Here is a 19806-nt window from a genome sequence, read left to right on the forward strand (position 1 = left end):
GCGGGGGGAATTCGCATGAACGAACAGTCGAAGGCCTGGATCGACGCCGAAACCAAGATCGCCGACGCGCCGGAGGACCACCATGACCAGCTTCGGCTATGGTTGCGGCTTTTCACGGTCGCGCGGCTCATGGAAAACGAAGTACGCAGCCGCCTGCAGGACGAGTTCGACGTGACGTTTCCGCGCTTCGACATCCTGTCGCAACTGTACCGTGTTCCCGAGGGCCTGATCCTGGGCGAGCTGTCGCAGCGGCTCATGGTGTCGCCCGGCAACATTACCGCGGTCATCAAACGCCTCATGGATGACGGTCTCATCGTCCGCATCCAGAATCCGAACGACAGGCGCGAGAACATCGTGCGCATGACGCCATTGGGCACTGCGCGGTTCGCAGAGATGGCGGCCGCCCACGAGGGCTGGATCCGCTCTCTCTGCGAAGGGCTCAGTCCCTCCGATGTCAAATCGCTGATGTCGCTCTTGCTCAAGATGAAAACCTCTGTGCGCCGCTCGTTGGCAAAGTCCCGCTAGAGGTCGTGGGGCACGACGGCCAGAGCGACGATCTCGATCTTCGCGCGATCTTCCATCAACGCCACGACCTGCACCGCCGCCATGGGCGGAAAGTGCCGGCCGATGGTCTCGCGATAGGCCGCGCCGATTTCCTTGAGCCGCGATTTGTAGGCGTGCCTGTCCGTGAAGTACCAGGTGAGCTGGATGATATGCTCCGGCTTGGCATCCGCCTTCTCAAGCACCGTGACGATGTTTTTCAGCGCCTGGCGGACCTGGTCGACAAAGTCGTCGGAATGGAATTCGCAATTCTCGTCCCAGCCGACCTGGCCGCCGACCTGCACAATGCGCCCACGCGTCGAGATTCCGTTGGCATAACCGATGGGCTTGGCCCAATTGTCGGGTTGGATGAATTGATGGGTCACGGCGTAGGCTCCAGGTAACGGGAAAGACCGGCGCGGACATCGTCCGGCCAAGGGGTCGACTTGTGGTCGTCGAGCGAGGTAGCGACAATGCGCTGTTGGATGGTCCAGATGACGTGTTCGCCGACTGATACGACCGTCTCGAGATCGAGCGAGGCCCGGCCGATCTTGCGGACATGCACGGCAAAATCCAGCACGTCGCCATATGTGGCCGGCCGCTTGAACTCGATATGCATCGTCACCGTGGGCAAGCCCATCTTGCGGTCGAACATCAATTCCTTCCAGGTGACACCGAACGAGGCGAACATTGCCTCGTTCACATCCACGAGCATGGACAAATAGGCGGGATGGTAGGCGATGCCGGTGAGGTCGCAGTCGCCAAACCGCAACGGCTTGGATTGAGTGAAAGGCATGGTTTACTCCTTATCCGGACAACACTTCGCCGCCGGCGACGGCGATGGCCTGTCCGGTAATGGCAGAGGCTCCCGGCCCCGCCAGCCACAATACGGCGTCAGCTACTTCCTTCGGATCGACCAGACGGCCCTGCGGATTGGCACGAGCCAGATCGGCACGTGCCTCCAGGGCGGTACGTCCGGTCTTGTTAACGATTTCCTCGACCGCACGGGCGATCAGCGGCGTGTCAGTGAAGCCGGGACAAACCGCATTAACGGTTACGCCGCTCCGCGCCAGCTCCAGGGCCAGAGAGCGGGTTAAGCCTACAACGCCATGCTTGGCTGCCGCGTAGGCGCTGACATAGCGGTAGCCGGTCAATCCCGCGGTGGATGCGATATTGATGATCCGCCCCCCTGCCCCAGCCGCCTTCACATCGGGCATGAATGCCTGTGTCACGAGAAAGACGCTGCTGAGATCGGTAGCGATCACATTGTTCCACATCGCCGCCGAGGTTTTGTCGAACGGAGCGCTCGGCGCCTCGCCGGCATTGTTGACGAGGATATCGATGGGACCGAAGCCGGCCCGGGCCGCCTCCGCGCCAACGATAACGGCATCGGCATCGGTAACATCGAAGCTACTAACCAACGACACGCTATTGGCCGGCAGATGCCGCGTTCTCTGCTCCAGCCGGGTGCGATCACGTCCGGTCAGCGTGACTTTTGCACCCGCCTCCAGCAGGGCCTCGACGATGGCCATCCCGATGCCGCCGGAGGCACCGGTCACCAGCGCATGGCGCCCCTCGAGCTTTCCCGCCCCGGTTTTCATCGGGCCGCCCGTTCGAGATTGTTCTCATATTGCGACTTCGCCGAGTAATATTGCTTGGGCCACGGCACCGATTTGATACCGATCTTGGCCGTCTCGTGCATGAGCCAGCTCGGATCAGCCAGGTGGGGCCGTGCGATCGCGCAAAGATCGGCGCGCCCTGCCGCAATGATCGAATTAGCGTGGTCCGCTTCGGAGATGGCGCCAACCGCGATGGTCGGAATACCGACCTCGTTACGAATCTTGTCTGAAAACGGTGTCTGGAACAGGCGGCCATAGACCGGCTTCTCTTCTTTCCAGACCTGTCCGGAAGAGCAGTCGATCACGTCCGCGCCGGCCCGCTTGAACATGGCCGCAAAAATCGCCGCATCGTCTGGACCATTACCGCCCTCTGCCCAGTCATGGCAGGACAGGCGCACCGAGATCGGTTTGTCGGCCGGCCAAACCTCGCGGATTGCCTCGAAAACTTCGAGCGGGAAGCGCGCACGGTTTTCATGGCTGCCGCCGTACTCATCTTCACGCCGATTGGTCAGCGGGCTGAGAAAGCTCGACAACAGATAGCCGTGCGCGCAGTGGAGTTCCAGCCAATCCACCCCAGCTTCGGCGGCGCGGATGGCAGCAGCGACGTGGTCGGCCTTGACGCGATCCATATCGGCTCGGTCCATGGCCTTGGGAACCTGGCTATTCTTCAGATATGGCAAGGCGGAAGCCGAAATTAGCGGCCAACTCCCCACTTCCAGAGGTTGGTCGATGCCATCCCAGGCAAGCTTGGTTGATCCCTTGCGGCCGGCGTGACCCAGTTGGCAGCCGAGCTTGGCATCGCTATTGGCATGCACGAAGTCGGCGAGCCGCTTCCATCCTGCCGCCTGCTCATCGTTCCACAAGCCAAGGCAGCCCGGCGTGATACGGCCGTCAGGTGACACACAGGTCATCTCGGCAAAGACCAGAGCTGCCCCGCCCATGGCGCGGGCGCCCAGATGCACCAGATGGAAATCGTCGATCAGTCCGTCCTTGGCCGAATACATTGCCATAGGCGAGACGACGACTCGGTTCTTGAGCGTAACGCCGCGTATCGTAAACGGCGTCAGCATCGGTGGCAGACCGCGCTTGTCGGGTTCCGCGTTGAGGCCTGTCGTGGTGGCGAACCAGCGCTCATAGCCTTCCAGCCAATCGGCATCGCGCAAGCGGAGATTTTCGTGGCTAATGCGCTGTGAACGGGTCAGCATGGAATACATGAACTGCTCGGGCGGGAGCGTGTCGGCGTAGCGGCGACCGACCACCTCGAACCATTCCATCGCATTCCGCGCCGCGTTCTGAATGCGGGCAACGTCGACGCGGCGGATTTCCTCATAGGCCTGCAGGACCGCCGGAATGGCATCCGCATCGTGTCCACGGATCCCGAACTGGTTCGTCAGCTCGATGGCGTCCTCGATGGCGAGCTTGGTGCCGGAGCCGATTGCGAAGTGCGCGGTGTGAGCAGCGTCGCCCATCAGCACCACATGCGAGTGTCCGTTGTAGTGACTCCACTTTCCGCAGATGAGGCGATTGAAATTGAGCCAGGCAGAGCCGCTTATATGCCGGGCATTCGTCATCAGCGGCGCGCCCTCGAGAACTTCGGCGAAGAGCGTTTGGCAGAAGTCGATGGACTGCTGCTGGTCCATCTTGTCGAGACCATGCGCGTGATACGCCTCGTCGGTCGTTTCGACGATGAAAGTCGAGGTCTGGTCGTCGAACTTATAGATATGCGACTGGAACCAGCCGTGTTCGGTCTTGCGAAAATCGAAGGTGAAAGCGTCGAAAAGTTTGTTTGTTCCAAGCCAGATATAGCGGTTGGGACGGGTTTGCAGATCAGGCTGAAACACGTCCTGGTAAGCGTTTCTGACGCGGGAATTGAAACCGTCTGAAGCAATGACGAGATCGGCATCGGGGAAATCGAGGTCACTGTTGACCTCGGTTTCGAACCGCAATTCTACGCCGAGTTCTTCGCAGCGCGCCTGCAGGATGTTCAGCAATTTCTTGCGGCCGATGCCGACGAAACCGTGCCCCGAAGTCCGTTGACGCGTTCCCTTGAACAGCACTTCGATGTCGTCCCAATGATTGAACGCATCCTTGATGATGGCTGCACTCTCCGGGTCCCACTTTTCCATGGAATCCATGGTCGCGTCCGAAAACACCACGCCCCAACCGAACGTGTCGTACGGCTTGTTGCGCTCGACCACGGTGATGGTGTGCTCGGGATGGTTCTTCTTCATCAACAGGGCGAAATAGAGTCCCGCGGGCCCCCCGCCGATACAAACGATGCGCATCTCGCTTCTCCGTCAAAGCCGCAGCCGGCACACAGTGATTTACTTTATGATTAAACTATCTGCGCCGGCTGAAATTAGTCAAGACCTAAACTAATTTTCTGCATCACGCGATGCGCCGCCCGGCGGCCCCGCTAGGCAACGCTTTTCGCGTCCGGCTCCATGCGGCGCAGTTCGCCTTTAAAGTCGCGCAGATCGATGGTTGCGGCGTCGGTCATGATTGCACTTGCCAGCTTCTTGATTTCGCCGCGCTGCAGCTTCTGCGTTGCGGTTGTCGGCAGACTGGAAACGAAGGCCACATAGCCGGGAACCTTGTGATAGGCGAGCCGGTCGGCAGAAGCGCGCGCTATCCTGCGGGCCAGATCTACACCGGGTACTTCCGTGCTATCGGCGGCAAGAACGATCAGCGCCATGACCTCTTCGCCGCGCAGTTCATCCGGCACCGGGGCGACCGCGACGCCGGCGACATCGTCGAGGTTCTGCAGGACCCCTTCGACCTCGACCACGGCGATGTTCTCGCCTGAGCGCCGGACGATGTTCTTCTTCCGGTCGACGAAATAGAGCGCACCATCGTCGCCGCGCCGGACAACATCGCCTGTGTGGAACCAGCCGCCTGCCCAGGCCTCGGCAGTAGCGTCGGGGTCCTTGAGATATTCGGTAAAGAACCCCCGCCGCGGGTCGTCGCCAGCAGCCCTTACGATCAGCTCGCCAGGTTCGCCTTCTTCCGCATCCGTGCCGGCTTCACCGACAATGCGATAATCCATATCAGCATGCGGATAGCCGATGCACCGCATCGCCAGGTGCCGGTCGCCCCCTGCGGTTGACGTCGTCGCGCCGCCGCCAGTCTCCGTCATCGCCCAGGCTTCGGTGAGCTCGATGCCAAACCGTCGCTCGAAGGTTTCCTGGTGCAATGGATCGACACCAGCGCCAAAGGCGATGCGAACCTTATGACCCCGATCGTGCTCGGTCGCCGGCAGCTTGAGCAGGATTGCCGGCATCACGCCGAGATAATGAATCAGCGTTGCGCCGGATTCCGCCACTGTCGCCCACCAGCGCGAGGCGCTGAATCGGTCGAGCGGCACCAGGGTCGATTGAAGAATGATGGCGCCCAGGGCCGAACAGCCAAGCGCATTCATATGAAACATCGGCAATGGGGTGAGGATCACCTCTTCCCCTGTGCTGAGCTTGCCGCCATTTCCGGCGCCCACATACCACCGGGCCAGCCTGACGAAGTAATCATTCGAGAGCACGCAGCACTTCGGCTTGCCGGTCGTACCGGACGTAAAAAGAAAAGCGCAGGGGTCGTCCGACGTGGCCTCGAATCGCTCGGCCCTTCGGCGGGCCGGCGGAATTGCATCGAGCGGGCCCATCAGACGATCTGCTGTCAGGCCGGCCTCGATCCCGACACGATGATAGGCAGGCAACGCGACAAGCAGTTCGGGTTCGGCAATGGTGAACTGGTATGCCACCTCTTCGCTGCGCAGGTCGGGATTGAGCGGCAGGATACCGACCCCCAGACTATTCAACGCCAGGAAGTGGACGAAGAAATCGGGCCGGTTGTCGAGCGAGATGGCAACAACGTTCCCCGCGCCATAGCCCGCCTGTCGATAGGCTTCACGTTGCGCATCCACCAGTTGCGCCAGCGCCCCATAAGCAATCTGCCGGCCATCCGGCGCATAGTCGAGCTTGGCAGCGGCAGGCAGCGAAAGGAAAATCTGCTCCGCCCGCGCGTGCGCCGCTTCGGCAAAAAGAGAAAAAGGCGTGGTCATGGTGTCTTCTCGCAATGACGGACTGCTGCGCAGCCGGTCGAATAATCTAGTGCGCGGCCTGCCGCAGGTTCTGCTTTCGGGCCCGCCAATCGATGCAGCCCGGTTGTGCCAAGGGGTCTTGAGCAAGGCCGCGCAGTTTTTCGCGCTGAACCTTTTGCGTGGATGTCGTGGGAAGGGTCGGAACGAACAGCAGGAGGCCCGGCACCTTGTAATAGGCAAGTCTTTGCGCCGCGGTATCGAACAGGACGTCTGCCAGCGCAGGATCATCCTCCGTGGTGGGGACGACAACGGCCATGACTTCTTCCCCGCGCAGCGGATCGAGCGCCGCAATGACCGCGACCTGCGCCACGCCGGGGACCGCTGCCAGGACGGTTTCGACCTCGGCGGCGGCAATGTTCTCACCGGAGCGCCGGATGATGTTCTTCTTGCGGTCGACGAAATAGAGCTGGCCGCTTTCGTCGCGTCGCATGACGTCACCGGTATGCAGCCAACCGCCCGACCAAGCATTTTCGCTTGCATCCGGATCATGCAGGTAGCCGGAGAAGAAGCCCTCGCGTGCATTGCTGCCGCCCGAACGAAGCAGCAGTTCGCCGGGCATGCCCGGCGGCACGTCATCGTCATCGTCGTCGGCAAGGCGAATCTCGAGCGGTGGGCCCGCCCGGTCCGGCGATCCGATGCAGCGCTCGCCGATACTGCGCGGCTCGAATGCGGCGCACAATGTTCCTGCGCCGCCGGTCTCCGTCATCGCCCAGCCCTCGAGCAGGGGAACACCGAAGCGCGCTTCGAATGCAGCGTGATGATCCGGATGAACACCGCCGCCCAGCGCAAAGCGCACGCCATGCCCCCGGTCGCCGGGACTCTCTGGCAATTGCAGCAGGATGGCCGGGATGACACCCAGATAGTGAAAGGCCGTTGCCCCGGTCTCGCGCGCCGTGTCCCACCAATCCCTGGGGTGAAAGCGGTCGATGATGATCTGCGCGCCGCCACTGCCCAGCATGCCCATGAAGCTGTGCCCCATGGCATTGACATGGAAGGCGGGCAGAGGGTTCATCAGCCGTTCGCGGCCCGGCTCAAGCGCGATCAACCCGCGCTGTCCCCCATACCACCAGGCCCAATTGAGGAAGAACCGGTTCGACAGAATGCAGCCCTTGGGCCTGCCTGTCGTGCCCGAGGTGTAGATAAGCGCCGCCTCCTGCTCCAGTGCCGGGGCGCCGGTGATCACCGCATCGCTGGTCTTAGGTACTCTGCCACCGGAAGCCATGACCGGGATGTTGAGCGAGGACGCCACCGGATCCAGCCGGGCTGCATGGCTTTCGAGGCGCACGAGCAGAGACGAGCCGCTATGGCGGAGCAGATACTCGACTTCTTCATCCCGCAGGTCCGGATTGACCGGGACAACGCTTACGCCTAGGCGATTGAGCGCGAGCCAGTTCAAGAAATGCGCGGGCCGATTTTCCAGCGACAGCGCAACGCGCTGTCCTGGTCCATACCCCGCCGCAGCATAGGCATCCGACAGGCCAATCGCGGTCTGCAGAACGTCGGAATATGTCAATTTATCATATGGTTCGTGCCAAAGCGCACGCACCTTTTGCGGCAAGACGAACAGATCGTTTGAGCCGAATTCCTCGACCTGCCGTTCCAGCAGGCCGAAAACGGTGGCCGCAGACAGATAGCGCTGCCCGAGCGCCAGGTTCTCTGCCGGGCTCAGAATGTCCGACATGTTCAGTCCTCCACCAGCGCAATGACGCGCAGCGGACTGCCGGACCCTTCCCTGATCTTGAGCGGCGCCGCGATAATCAGAGCGCCTTTTGCCGGCAGGGCGTCGAGCTTGGCCAGGCATTGCAGGCCATATTTGCCTGCGCCATGCAGATAGTGGTGTGCTGGATAGGGCGGATCGAGATGACCGCCCTGCCCTGCATCGGTACCGATGGTTTCCGTGCCGACGCCAAGGACGTCGCGTTCTTCCACAAGCCAGCGCATCAATTCGGCATCCGGTCCAGGCGTATGCGCGCCGGTGTCGTCAAGATTGGCATAGGCTGCGCCGCGTTTCAGCGACCAGTCGGTGCGCAGCAGAACCCAGCTTCCCGGCGGGATGCGTCCGTGCTGCGCCTCCCATTTCTCTACGAAATCCACCGTCACCAGGAAATCTGCGTCAGTAGCGCTCTCCGCCGAACAGTCGATCACGCAGGCCGGTGCGACCATAAGACTGGTCGGCATGGTATCGACGCTATTGTGCGGCAGGTAGCGGCCGGTGATCCAGTGGATGGGCGCATCCAGATGCGTACCAGTATGCTCACCGAAACTGATATTGTTCCAATACCATGCGGGGCCGCTGTCGTCGTAACGGGAGATGGGCTCGATACGCACCGGCCAGGACTGGCCCAATTCGGGAGGCATGACAATGGTCGGCCCGCCCGGCTCGAGCGTCTGGGTTAGGTCGACCACGCGAACCTTGCCACTGGCAAGTGCGGCGGTCATCAGGGCGATGGGCGAAGTTGGTTCGTTCATGGTCATTGCTGCCAGAGATCGCGTTCGATTTCCTTGGGATTGGCGGTGAACCGCTCGCGGAAATCCTTAGCTACGTCACCCACCCAGCGTTCCTCTTCGCCACCCTTCAGGGCGGCGACAATTTCGTTGGCGACGGCGGAGGGCTGCACCTTTGGCGGTGGCAAATGTTCCAGCCAGTCGATCTCCATCGGACCGGTGAACACGTCGAGCACCCGCACACCGCTGCCACGCATCTCTGCGCGCAAGGCCTGCGAAAAGGACAGGCTGGCAGCCTGCGTGGCCGAATAGGCGGCGAATCCCGGCCAGCTGAGATGCGCGAAAATCGAAAGAAGATTGACCCAGGCGGCAGCACTGTTGTCGCGGTCGGCACCGCGAGAGCGCATAACGGGTCCAAAGTGATGCGCCAGACGCAAAGCGCCAAAATAGCTGACTTCCATGGCGTCACGGGCCTTGAGCAGTTCGGCGCCGGAAAACACGCTGCCCGGTCGCAGATGCAGCGCCGTGTGCAGCAGGATGTCGGTTTTCGCGCCATAGTCGGAGGCGAGGGCCGAGACGGATTGGTCGTCGGCAAGATCGAGATCGACCAGTTCCACTGACCCCAGGGCCTCAAGCTTGGCTGCCTCGGCAAAAGGCTTCCAGCGCTCCGAAATGCCGACGACGACCTTGGCGGCGCCGGCAGCCAGCAACGCCTTGGCGAGCGGCAGCGCAACAGGGTTGCGGCCGTCGGTAATCAGGCATCGACGATGGAGCGGGTCGGCAACCAGCTCGCGCCAATGTGGATCGCTGTCACTATTCGCGTCGCCATGTTCCGGCCGGGCATAAATCACGGGTTGACCTGCCTTATCCAGCTGAAGGGATGCGCGCACCCGGATGCCGGCCGCACAGTCGGGGCGCACTTCGGCGACGATGGTGGGTCCGCAATCCAGCGCAATCAATGCCTGCCGCGCCGGGACGAGCCGCCGGAAATAGGGCTCGCCACTGATCTGGATCGTGGTGACCGACAGGATGGTGCCGCCGTTCGGAACCGGAGCGACAATAAGGTTTTCCGACAGGCATTTGGGGCAGGCATCTCGCGGCGGATAGCTGACCGCCTGGCAAGCCTGACATGTGTGAAGCGCAAATTGCCCCTGCGCTGCGGCGCGGGTCAGTCCCTGGGCCGCTCTGCTGCGTCGTGCCGGCGGCTGAAGCGGCGCAGCAGTCCGTTGCAGAGGGTTCTTGCGCGGGGGGCGCTGACGCTGAACGATCATATGCCTTCTCCCCCGAACAAAACTGCGCCAGAGGCGAGGCCCCGGTCATAGTTGATCATCCCGAATCCAGAAGCGAGGCCCAGCCGCGCCCCTTCGACCTGGGTCGTCCCGGCGCTGCCTGTGACCTGACGAATGGTTTCGACGATGCCCAGATGCCCGCCGGCGGCACCGGCCTGGCCTGCGGAAAGCTGTCCGCCGGTCGTGTTGTGCGGAAAGCTGCCATCGATGGTGAGATCGTTGTCGCTCACGAAGCGGGCGCTTTCGCCTTTGGGACAAAAGCCCAAGTCTTCGAACTGCATCATGACGATGACCGGATAATCGTCATATGTCTGCACGACATCCACATCATCGGGGGAGACACCGGCCATCCCGTAAAGCTCGTCGACGTCGAGCGCCCATCCACCACGATACTGCACCGGGTCATCAGGAAACGCATTGTGGCGCTCGATGCTGGAAAGCAGCCTGGCGCCGGTGAGCCCGTGGGTGCGCATCGTCTCACCGCGCATCAGCAAGAAAGCTTCGGCGCCGGCGACCGGCATGACGCAGTCGAAGAGCCCGAGCGGGTCGACGATGGGACGAGCGCCGAGATAATCATCGAGCGACATCGGCTTCTTCATGATTGCGCGCGGATTGCGCAGCGCATTCTGCCGCTGTGCGACACAGATGCGGCCGAAGTCTTCGCGCGTCACGCCAAACCGATCCATGTAGGCATTGGTCAGATGTGCGAAGCTGGCATTGGCGCCGCCAGCGCCGTGTGGGTAGACCGCATCCTGCGAGAAACGCGAAAAGCCAGCCAGTAACTGCCGAAAAGTATCGGTGTAGTTGGTATCGGCCGCGATGCACGCGACGATGTCGACATCGCCGGCTTCGAGAGCTCGCGCTGCCCTACGGATCGAGGCAATACCCGAGGCGCCGCCCATGGCCATGCTGTCGATCCAGCGCGTGGTCATGCCGAAATGCTGGGTCATGGCGATGGCGGGGTCCGGCCCCAGCGTAAAGCTGGCAAGGCTGAGTCCATCATAAGCGGTATGCGGTATGCCCGATGCCGCAACCAGCCCGCGCAAAGCCGCTCCGATCCACCACTGGGCCGGCTGCGTCGAATAGCGTTGATAGGTCAGGCTGACGGGCGCAACGGCATAAATATCGTTATACGGTTGCCGGTTCCCGTTTCGGCTCAAGGGCATGCTTCACCAGGAAAGTGATTGGTAGCATCACCTAGACCACGGGCAGGAACAAACCGACTAGCTCACGAGCGCAGCCGCGAAATTGCCGTTGAGGGCTAAGACGGGCCCTTTGGCAAGTCCACCTCGGCCAATTCACCCAAGAGTGCAATGAGGCGCCGCAAGGCCGGTGAGATTTCGTCGGCGCGCCAGGCGAAATGCAGGTCTATGAGCACCTGCAGATCGTCCACGGGTAGCAGGGTGACCCCATCCGGACGCCGCCTCGCCTGTCGCGCATTGACGAATGCGATGCCGAGGCCCATCCGCACCAGCGCCAGCATGACGGCCTCGCTTTCGGAATGGTGGATGACATTATAATGCACCCCGGCCACACGGATCGCCTCGGCCAGCTGGTCGTGATATTGCGGGCTGGCGGAGCGGTGAAACCAGATAAAGCGCTCCTGCTGCAGTGCAGGCAGTCGCACCGATGAGAGTTGTGCCAACGGGGAGACGTTGGGCACCGCGAGGTAGACCGGATGACGCTCCAGCCGGATCGATACCACGTCGGGATCGCCCCTGGGCGGATTGTAGAGAAATCCGCCGTCGAGGCGCCGCGCGCGAATTTCCTCGATTTGGGTTAGGCTGGCCATGGATAGCAATTCAAGCTGAACGTCGGGTACGCGATCGCGAAAGCTGCGCATCGAGGCCGGCATGATCTCCGAAAGCGCGGCCACTTCGATAAAGCCCAGCTTCAAATGTCCGGCCAGTCCACGTCCGACGCCGCGAACCTCCTCGACCATGCCATCGAGGCTCTCGAGCAGCGCCTGGCACCGTTGCAGCATCACTTGTCCGGCATTGGAGAGCCTGACACCCCGCGGCAGGCGGAGGAAAAGTTCTACCCCCAGTTCCTCTTCCAGAGCCGAGATCTGGCGGCTTAATGCCGGTTGCGCAACATGGAGAAGCTGGGATGCACGCCGGAAATTTTCCGTCTGCGCGACCGCTACGAAATACCTGATTTGACGCAGATTCATTATGTTCGATGCCTTTTTGGCATCATAACCGGCCCACAATTGTATTGGAAGTCCGGCTTAAACTGGGGATCATTCAGGATTAAAGGAATTTCTTGGCACTTGCATGACAGACACGGGAAGTCTGCCGTCCGCCGGGAAACCGGAGGATATAGGTATGAATGCGATAGACCACAGCCTGCGACTGCCACGAACTGACCTGTATGTGAATGGTGCCTGGGTCAAGGCAAGCTCGGGCAAAACGATTCCGGTCTTCAATCCGGCGACCGAAGCGCAGATCGCCGAGATCGCCGCAGCATCAGTGGAAGACGTCAATCGCGCCGTAGAGGCCGCGCATGCCTGTTTCGAAAGTGCCGCCTGGCGGCGCATGCGTCCGCTCGATCGCGGACGTCTGCTGGAAAAGCTCGCACTGCTGGTCGAGGACCATGCCGACGAATTGGCGCGACTGGAAACATTCGACAATGGCAAGCCTTACGCCACGTCGCGCTATGTGGACCTTGCCTTCACCATCGATGCCCTGCGGTACTTCGGGGGGTGGGCGTCCAAGTCTGCTGGTGAGTATATCACACTCTCTCCGTTCTTTGACGATGGCGGTATCTATCGCGCCTATACCGAACGCAAACCGGTCGGCGTCGTCGGCGGCATCACCCCCTGGAACTTTCCGCTCGGCCAGGCCATCCAGAAAGTCGCGCCGGCAATTGCCTTCGGCTGCACCGTCGTGCTCAAGCCATCCGAAGAAACCTCGCTCACGACCTTGCGCCTGGCCGAGCTCATCGACGAGGTCGGGTTCCCCAAAGGCGCGGTGAATATCGTCACCGGTTACGGACACGATGCCGGCGCGGCATTGGTGGATCATCCGCTGGTGCGCAAGATTGCCTTTACAGGCTCGACTGCCACCGGCCAACGCATCTTGGCCGCTTCATCCAAGACGATGAAGCGCGTCACCCTCGAATTGGGTGGCAAGTCGCCTACGATCATCCTCGCCGATGCCGATCTCGAGCGCGCTATCCCCGGTGCAGCGAATGCCATCTTCGGAAACTCCGGCCAGGTCTGCACGGCAGGCTCGCGTCTGTTGATCGAAGAAGCGGTCTATGAGGAAGTCATCGCCGGCGTGGCGGAGATCGCCCGTGGTCTCCGTCTTGGGCCCGGCCTTGAAGAGGGCACCCAGCTTGGCCCGATCGTCTCGTCCCGCCAGTTCGAACGCATTTCCGGTCTCGTGCAGAGCGGTCTGTCTGATGGCGCGCGCGCCCTTGCCGGCGGCAATCGTCCCGACCGCGACGGCTGGTTCTTCGAACCTACCGTGCTCGCCGATGTCCGGCCCGACATGCAGGTCATCACGGAAGAAATCTTTGGTCCTGTGGTCTGCGCTATCCCGTTCAAGGATCGCAGCGAGATCAAGCCGATCGCCAACGACACGCCATATGGCTTGGGCGCGAGCATCTGGACCCGCAATCTGGATCACGCCCACCTGCTCGCAGACGAAATCGACGCCGGCACGGTGTGGTTCAACACGCACAACATCCTGGATCTCGCCGTGCCTTTCGGCGGAACCAAGATGTCGGGTCTTGGCCGCGAATTCGGCACCGAGGCAATCAACGCCTTCACCGAACCCAAGGCCGTGGTGATGCGGCTAGCCGGCGAATACTGACTATCGGAACGACGACCGTGACCATGACCAACAGCACCGAAACAGATTACGTCATCGTCGGCGGCGGCTCCGCCGGCTGCACCCTGGCAGCGCGGCTCTCGGAGGATGCCGGCAATTCCGTCACGCTGCTGGAGGCGGGCGGACGCGACTGGAACCCCTGGATCCATGTGCCGATCGGCTACGGCAAGACCATTGTCGATCCGGCCCTGAACTGGCGTTACAAAACGGAAAAAGGCGCCGAGATCGCCGACCGTCCGATGTACTGGGCCCGTGGCAAGGTTTTGGGGGGCTCGTCCTCGATCAACGGGCTGCTCTATGTCCGGGGCCAATCCGGTGACTACGATCATTGGCGCCAACTGGGCAATGTCGGCTGGTCCTACGACGATGTGCTGCCCTATTTCCGTAAGGCTGAAAACCAGGAGAACGGTGCCGACGAGTTCCATGGCGCCGAAGGCCCGCTCACCGTCTCCAATCTGCGTGAGCGCAATCCGCTTTGCGATGCCTTCATCGACAGCGCCGTGGAGGCGGGGATACCGCGTAACGACGATTTCAACGGCGCCAACCAGGAGGGCATCGGCTACTACCAGATCACGACGAAAAATGCCCGTCGCTGCTCAGCTGCCGTGGCCTATCTGCATCCAGCAGCCAAGCGTCCCAACCTGCGTGTCATCACCAAGGCTGCGGCAGAGAAGATCATCTTCGAAGGCACCAAGGCTGTCGGCGTCCAGTATGAACAGGGCGGCCGAAGCCACATCGTTCGAGCGCGCCGCGAAGTTATCATCTCGGCCGGCTCTATCGCTTCCCCGCAATTGCTGATGCTGTCGGGTGTCGGCCCGGCGGCGCATCTGGGCGAGTTCGGCATCCCTGTCGTGGCCGATATACCGGGCGTCGGCGAAAACCTGCAGGACCATTACGGCGCCATCATCACCTACAAGAGCCGGCTGCCGCTGACGGTCAACGACATCATGACCAGCCCTGTGCGCCAGGTAAAGGCGGGGCTGGACTATCTGCTGTTCCGCAAGGGCCCGCTGACTATCTCGGCCGCCCAGGTCGGTGCCTTCGTCAAGTCCGGCCCGCAGGCGACGACGCCAGATATTCAGTTTCTGTTCCAGACCTTCAGCCACGACGAGTACGATGCCGGCCTGCACAAATTCTCGGGCTTTGCGAATGTCGTCTGTCCGGTCCGGCCGGAGAGTCGTGGTACGCTGAAGCTGCGTTCCGCCAGCGCCAAGGACAGCCCATCCATGCAGCCGAACTATCTCTCGGCCGAAGCGGATCGCCGCATCCTGGTCGATGCGATCAAGATTTCGCGCCGCGTTGCGGAAAAGGCGGCCATCCGGTCACACATCATCGCCGAGTATTCGCCCGGCCCGCAGGTCCAGAGCGACGACGAACTCCTCGCTTTTGCACGCGAGACGGGTCTGTCCATCGCGCACCAGGTCGGCACCTGCAAGATGGGGCGCGATGACATGGCTGTCGTGGACGAAACGCTCAAGGTCCGCGGCTTGCAGAACCTGCGCGTGGTGGATGCCTCCATCATGCCCACGCTCATTTCGGGCAACACCAACGCACCGACGATCATGATCGCTGAAAAGGCCGCAGACATGATCCGCGGGCGGAGCCTCTGAGCGCTGCCGGCGAAGGGGTCGGCTGCACTCAGGGGATATTGGGGCGCAAAACCCCGACACTAAGCTTGGTCCGGACGTGAGGGCGTCCGGCCACCCTGCCGGCGGGAAACTGGCGGCAGGACGACGAGGGGAGCAGGCGCCGGTTTCGGTGCTGGCTTCGAAAGTGGAGGCACAGCCGTGCAAGACGGTCAGAGCTATGACTACATCATTGTCGGTGCCGGGTCGGCCGGCTGCGTTCTGGCCAACCGCCTGAGCGAGGGCGGCCGCCATCAGGTATTGCTGCTCGAAGCCGGCGGCAAGGACGACAGCTTCTGGATCCACATTCCGATCGGCTACGGAAAGACCATCGTTGACGAAAAGGTCAACTGGAAGTTCCAGACCGAACCGAACCCGGCCCTGGGCGGTCGTTGCATTTACTGGCCGCGCGGCAAAGTGCTCGGCGGCTCGTCCTCCATCAATGGCCTCATCTATATCCGCGGCCAGGCCGAGGATTATGATCACTGGCGCCAGCTGGGCAATCCCGGATGGTCCTACGAAGACGTTCTGCCCTATTTCAAAAAGGCCGAAAACCAGGAAAACGGAAGCGACGCCTTCCACGGTGTTGGCGGCCCGCTGACCGTCACCAACCTGCGTGAGCGTAATCCGCTTTGTGACGCCTTCATCGGCTCGGCGCAAAGCCAGGGCATTCCCCGCAACGATGATTTCAATGGCGCCCAGCAGGAAGGCGCCGGTTACTTCCAGGCCACCGTGCGCAACGGCCGTCGCGAGTCCGCCGCGACCGCCTATCTGCGCCCTGCCCTTCGCCGCTCCAATCTGACCGTTCTGACCGGCGCAATGACGGAGAAGGTGCTTCTGGACGGCAAGAAGGCCACGGGCGTGCAGTTCCGCCACCAGGGCAAGGTCCTGACCGCCAGGGCAGGCCGCGAGGTCATCCTGTCGGCTGGGTCTATCAAATCTCCCCACCTGTTGATGCTGTCCGGTATCGGCGATGCACAGCACCTCGCGGAACAGGGCATCGAACCGCGTCACGATCTCCGCGGCGTCGGGCAAAATCTTCAGGACCATTATGGCGGTCAGATCACCTGGAAATGTAACCAGGCGATTACCATGAACGACGTGATGATGAGCCGCTTCCGTCAGATGCAGGTGGGTCTGCAATGGCTGCTCACGCGCCGCGGACCGCTCTCTGTTCCCGCCGGCCAGGCCGCCCTTTTCGCGCGCGTATTGCCCGACAGCGCCACGCCGGACCTGCAATTTCTGTTCCAAACCTTCAGTGGCGGCTACTACGAGGACGGGCTGTTCAAGTTCTCGGGCTTTGCCAATTTCATCTGCCCGGTGCGCCCGAATAGCCGCGGCCAGATCACGCTCCGCTCGCCCGATCCGTACGATCAGCCGCGCCTGGAACCGAATTACTTCTCTGACGAACGCGACCGCCGCACCGCGGTGGAAGGTCTCAAGCTGGCGCGCCGCATGGCGGCCAGCAGGCCTCTTGCAGACTTCGTCATTTCCGAACACCTGCCGGGCTCGGAGACGGCGACCGATCAGCAGATCGAGGATTACCTTGTCGAGAACGGTGGCTGCGTTTCGCACCAGGTGGGGACCTGCAAGATGGGCACGGACGCCATGGCGGTCGTCGATCCGAATTTGCGCGTGCACGGTGTTGGCGGTCTGCGGGTGGTCGACGCCTCGATCATGCCGACCCTGATCTCGGGGAACACCAATGCCCCCACCATCATGATCGCCGAAAAGGCTGCGGCTGCAATCCTGGGACAGGCAGCATGACGGACCGTTCCGAACCCATCCTCCGCCTGGCCGGAATCTCCAAGACCTATCCGGGCGTGAAGGCGCTGCAGAATGTCGATTTCGTCGTTCGTGCCGGTGAAGTGCACGCGCTTACCGGCGAGAATGGCTCCGGCAAGTCCACGCTCGCCAAGGTCATGTCAGGCATGATCCAGCCGGATGCAGGGCAGATTTACGTCGATGGCCGGGAGCGCACCATACCGTCCCCCGCAGCCGCCATCGCCTTGGGCATCGTCATCATCAGCCAGGAATTGACCCTCGCTCCAACCCTGACGGTGGCCGAAAACATCTTTCTCGGTCGCCTCCCCAGGAACCGTTTCGGCCTTGTCGACTGGCCGCGACTGGAGCGCGACGCAGAGGCGGCACTCGATCGGCTGGGCGTCCATGTCTCACCGCGCGCAAAGGTCAGCGACCTGAGCGTCGAATTGCGCCAGGAAATCGAGATTGCGCGAGCTCTTTCGTCCAATGCCCGCGTGCTGATCCTGGATGAGGCCACGAGTTCCCTCTCCGAAGCCGCAACGGCGCGTCTGCTCGATCTCGTTCGCAAGGAGCGCGATGCGGGCATGGCTGTGGTGATGATTACGCACCGCATGCCTGAAATCTACAGCGCCGCCTCCGTGGCCACGGTCTTGCGCGATGGGCAATTCGTCGCCACCGCGCCGCTGTCGGAAACCGACGAGCAGAAGCTGGTGCGACTGATGGTGGGCCGCGAGATCCAGGACTTCTATGGCAAGCGCAGCGTTGCCGCCGGCGAAACCATAATCGAGATCGACAAGCTCGCCACGCCGCAAGGCATTCTGGGCCCCACGACCGTCAGCGTGCGGCGCGGAGAGATATTGGGCGTGGCCGGGCTGGTCGGATCCGGCAAGGCCGAATTCGGGCTCGCTCTTGGCGGCGCCATCGCTGCCACGGGCTCCGTCAAAGTTGCGGGGCGCGAAGTTGCTCTCGGGGATCCGCGCAAGGCAATCCAGGCCGGTATCGGCTTCGTGCCCGATGATCGCAAGGCGTCCGCCTTGCTGCTGGTCCGCAGCATTCTCGAAAATTTCTCGCTGGCATGGTTCGATCGCATTGGCGGCCGCGCCGGCATGCTCAACCTGCGCGGGGAACAGGCCGAGGTCGACGCTGCGATCCGCACCTACCGGGTCGCGACCGGCTCTTCGTCCCCTGCCATCAGCACGCTGTCCGGCGGCAACCAGCAGAAGGTCATTCTCGGCCGGACTTTCGTTCGGCGGCCGGATGTCCTCGTTCTGAGTGAACCGACCCGCGGTATCGACGTCGGCGCCAAGAGTGAAATCTACCGCATGTTGCAGGATGCTGCCGAAGCGGGTGCGGCGGTGATCGTCATCTCCTCGGAACTGCCTGAACTGCTCGGCATTGCCGACCGCATCGCCGTCTTCTTCGAGGGCAGCCTGGAGAAGGTCTTCGACCGCGCCTCGGCGGACGAAGAAGCCATCGCCCATGTCGCCGTTGCTGGCGCAAGCCGGCACCACCAAACCTCCCCGCACATCGGAGCGTCAGCATGACCGCACCATCGATCGCACAGACCGACAGCCACGGCCGTTACGCTGGATCGCCATCACTTCTCGGACGCGTCCTGCAGAACCGCTACACCGGCGCGCTGGTCAGCCTGCTGCTGGTGGCCGCTTTTCTGGCGCTGACGCAGCCGGTCTTCCTGACCTGGCCGAACCTGATGAACATCGTCAAATCCAATACCGTGGTGTTCATCCTGGCCCTGGGTGCCACCTATGTGGTGATCGCCGGCGGCATTGACCTCTCGGTGGCCAGTGCGACGGCGGCGAGTGCCATGATCTTCGGCCTGCTTCTGGCCGCAGGGCTCGCCACACCGGTGGCGGTCGCCGCTGCCGTGCTGTTCGGCGCCTTTCTCGGCGCCATGAACGGCTTCCTGATCAGCTACCTCAAGATATCGTTCTTTGTGGTGACGCTTGGGGCGCTTTCGATGTTCCAGAGCTTTGCGCTGATCATCAATGACGGCGTCAGCGTCAGTGTGTTCTCTGCGCCGGGCTTCGCCCCCGTCAACGCATTCGTCAACGGCAATGTGGGCCCGGTGCCGGTGATCCTGATTTTCAATATCGCGCTTTTGCTCCTGGCCGGCGGCGTGCTTCGCTACACGACCTTCGGCCGCTCGCTCTACGCTATCGGCGCCAATATGGAAGCCGCGCGCCTCAATGGCATCGACGTCAAGCGCGTCATGTTCTTCGTTTTCGTCATTGCCGGTCTTGCCGCTGGCTTGGGCAGCGTCGTTCAGGTCGGTCGGCTGACTTCAGCTTCCGCGGAAATTGACCCGACGCTGCTGATGACCGTGCTGGCGGCGGTGCTCATCGGCGGCACGGCTTTTACCGGCGGCGAAGGCGGCGTGTTCGGCACCATGATTGGCGTGCTGTTCCTGGGCGTGATCCAGAACGGGCTGACGCTGAGCGGTGTCTCCTCCTTCTGGCAGGGCATGGTCAGCGGCGGAATTCTCATCTTTGCGGTGTGGCTGGGCGGCATGCGCCAATTGCTGCGCCGCAGACGACAAAGCACTGGAAGCTGACCCCGGCCGAAAGTGCGTCCACGAGG

Annotated in this window: 16 protein-coding genes; 6 read left to right on the forward strand and 10 right to left on the reverse strand. The window is 62.1% G+C overall.

Going from position 1 to position 19806, the window contains the following annotated elements; all coding sequences use genetic code 11:
• Positions 1–15: 15 nt before the first annotated feature.
• On the forward strand, positions 16–525 hold the full coding sequence (locus A3840_RS04415) for a MarR family winged helix-turn-helix transcriptional regulator (RefSeq protein WP_067452480.1): 510 nt from the start codon (positions 16–18) through the stop codon (positions 523–525).
• Here A3840_RS04415 and A3840_RS04420 read toward each other — a convergent pair.
• The 10 genes from A3840_RS04420 to A3840_RS04465 all read right to left on the reverse strand — a co-directional run bounded on the left by A3840_RS04420 (position 522) and on the right by A3840_RS04465 (position 12156).
• Positions 522–926, reverse strand: coding sequence for a RidA family protein (locus tag A3840_RS04420; RefSeq protein WP_067452483.1), 405 nt, complete (start codon positions 924–926; stop codon positions 522–524). The two genes, A3840_RS04415 and A3840_RS04420, sit on opposite strands and share 4 nt — an antisense overlap.
• On the reverse strand, positions 923–1336 hold the full coding sequence (locus A3840_RS04425; protein ID WP_067452486.1) for an acyl-CoA thioesterase: 414 nt from the start codon (positions 1334–1336) through the stop codon (positions 923–925). Before A3840_RS04425 ends, A3840_RS04420 begins: the two co-directional genes overlap by 4 nt.
• Before the next feature lie 10 nt (positions 1337–1346).
• Complete coding sequence (locus A3840_RS04430; RefSeq protein ID WP_067452489.1) at positions 1347–2141, reverse strand: SDR family NAD(P)-dependent oxidoreductase; 795 nt, start codon at positions 2139–2141, stop codon at positions 1347–1349.
• Positions 2138–4444 (reverse strand): bifunctional salicylyl-CoA 5-hydroxylase/oxidoreductase, encoded by a 2307-nt coding sequence (locus A3840_RS04435; protein WP_067452492.1) that lies wholly within the window; start codon positions 4442–4444, stop codon positions 2138–2140. Before A3840_RS04435 ends, A3840_RS04430 begins: the two co-directional genes overlap by 4 nt.
• Before the next feature lie 131 nt (positions 4445–4575).
• Positions 4576–6210, reverse strand: a complete 1635-nt coding sequence (locus A3840_RS04440) for an AMP-binding protein (protein WP_067452495.1) — start codon at positions 6208–6210, stop codon at positions 4576–4578.
• A 46-nt stretch (positions 6211–6256) separates the two neighbouring features.
• Positions 6257–7930 (reverse strand): AMP-binding protein, encoded by a 1674-nt coding sequence (locus tag A3840_RS04445; RefSeq protein WP_082903644.1) that lies wholly within the window; start codon positions 7928–7930, stop codon positions 6257–6259.
• Positions 7931–7932: 2 nt separating this feature from the next.
• Positions 7933–8718: a cyclase family protein gene (locus A3840_RS04450; RefSeq protein ID WP_205633337.1), complete on the reverse strand. Its 786-nt coding sequence runs from the start codon at positions 8716–8718 to the stop codon at positions 7933–7935.
• A 2-nt stretch (positions 8719–8720) separates the two neighbouring features.
• Positions 8721–9965, reverse strand: coding sequence for an SDR family oxidoreductase (locus A3840_RS04455; RefSeq protein WP_082903645.1), 1245 nt, complete (start codon positions 9963–9965; stop codon positions 8721–8723).
• Positions 9962–11149 carry a thiolase family protein gene (locus tag A3840_RS04460; RefSeq protein ID WP_067452498.1) on the reverse strand — a complete coding sequence of 396 codons (1188 nt, stop codon included), beginning with the start codon at positions 11147–11149 and terminating at the stop codon, positions 9962–9964. Before A3840_RS04460 ends, A3840_RS04455 begins: the two co-directional genes overlap by 4 nt.
• Before the next feature lie 95 nt (positions 11150–11244).
• The gene (locus A3840_RS04465; protein WP_067452502.1) at positions 11245–12156 is read right to left on the reverse strand and encodes a LysR family transcriptional regulator; all 912 of its coding nucleotides are present in this window, start codon (positions 12154–12156) and stop codon (positions 11245–11247) included.
• A 154-nt stretch (positions 12157–12310) separates the two neighbouring features.
• On the opposite strand from A3840_RS04465, the gene A3840_RS04470 reads away from it, so the two are divergent.
• From A3840_RS04470 to A3840_RS04490, 5 genes are all read left to right on the forward strand, one after another.
• On the forward strand, positions 12311–13801 hold the full coding sequence (locus A3840_RS04470) for an aldehyde dehydrogenase family protein (protein WP_067452505.1): 1491 nt from the start codon (positions 12311–12313) through the stop codon (positions 13799–13801).
• Between the two features lie 23 nt (positions 13802–13824).
• The gene (locus tag A3840_RS04475) at positions 13825–15429 is read left to right on the forward strand and encodes a GMC family oxidoreductase (RefSeq protein WP_067452514.1); all 1605 of its coding nucleotides are present in this window, start codon (positions 13825–13827) and stop codon (positions 15427–15429) included.
• A 177-nt stretch (positions 15430–15606) separates the two neighbouring features.
• Positions 15607–17211 carry a GMC family oxidoreductase gene (locus tag A3840_RS04480; protein WP_067452517.1) on the forward strand — a complete coding sequence of 535 codons (1605 nt, stop codon included), beginning with the start codon at positions 15607–15609 and terminating at the stop codon, positions 17209–17211.
• On the forward strand, positions 17208–18752 hold the full coding sequence (locus A3840_RS04485) for a sugar ABC transporter ATP-binding protein (RefSeq protein WP_067452520.1): 1545 nt from the start codon (positions 17208–17210) through the stop codon (positions 18750–18752). Before A3840_RS04480 ends, A3840_RS04485 begins: the two co-directional genes overlap by 4 nt.
• Positions 18749–19780, forward strand: coding sequence for an ABC transporter permease (locus A3840_RS04490; protein ID WP_067452523.1), 1032 nt, complete (start codon positions 18749–18751; stop codon positions 19778–19780). The genes A3840_RS04485 and A3840_RS04490 overlap by 4 nt, the downstream gene beginning before the upstream one ends.
• The last annotated feature ends 26 nt before the right edge of the window (positions 19781–19806 follow it).

The sequence above is a fragment of the Devosia elaeis genome, assembly GCF_001650025.1.
Lineage (GTDB): Bacteria > Pseudomonadota > Alphaproteobacteria > Rhizobiales > Devosiaceae > Devosia > Devosia elaeis.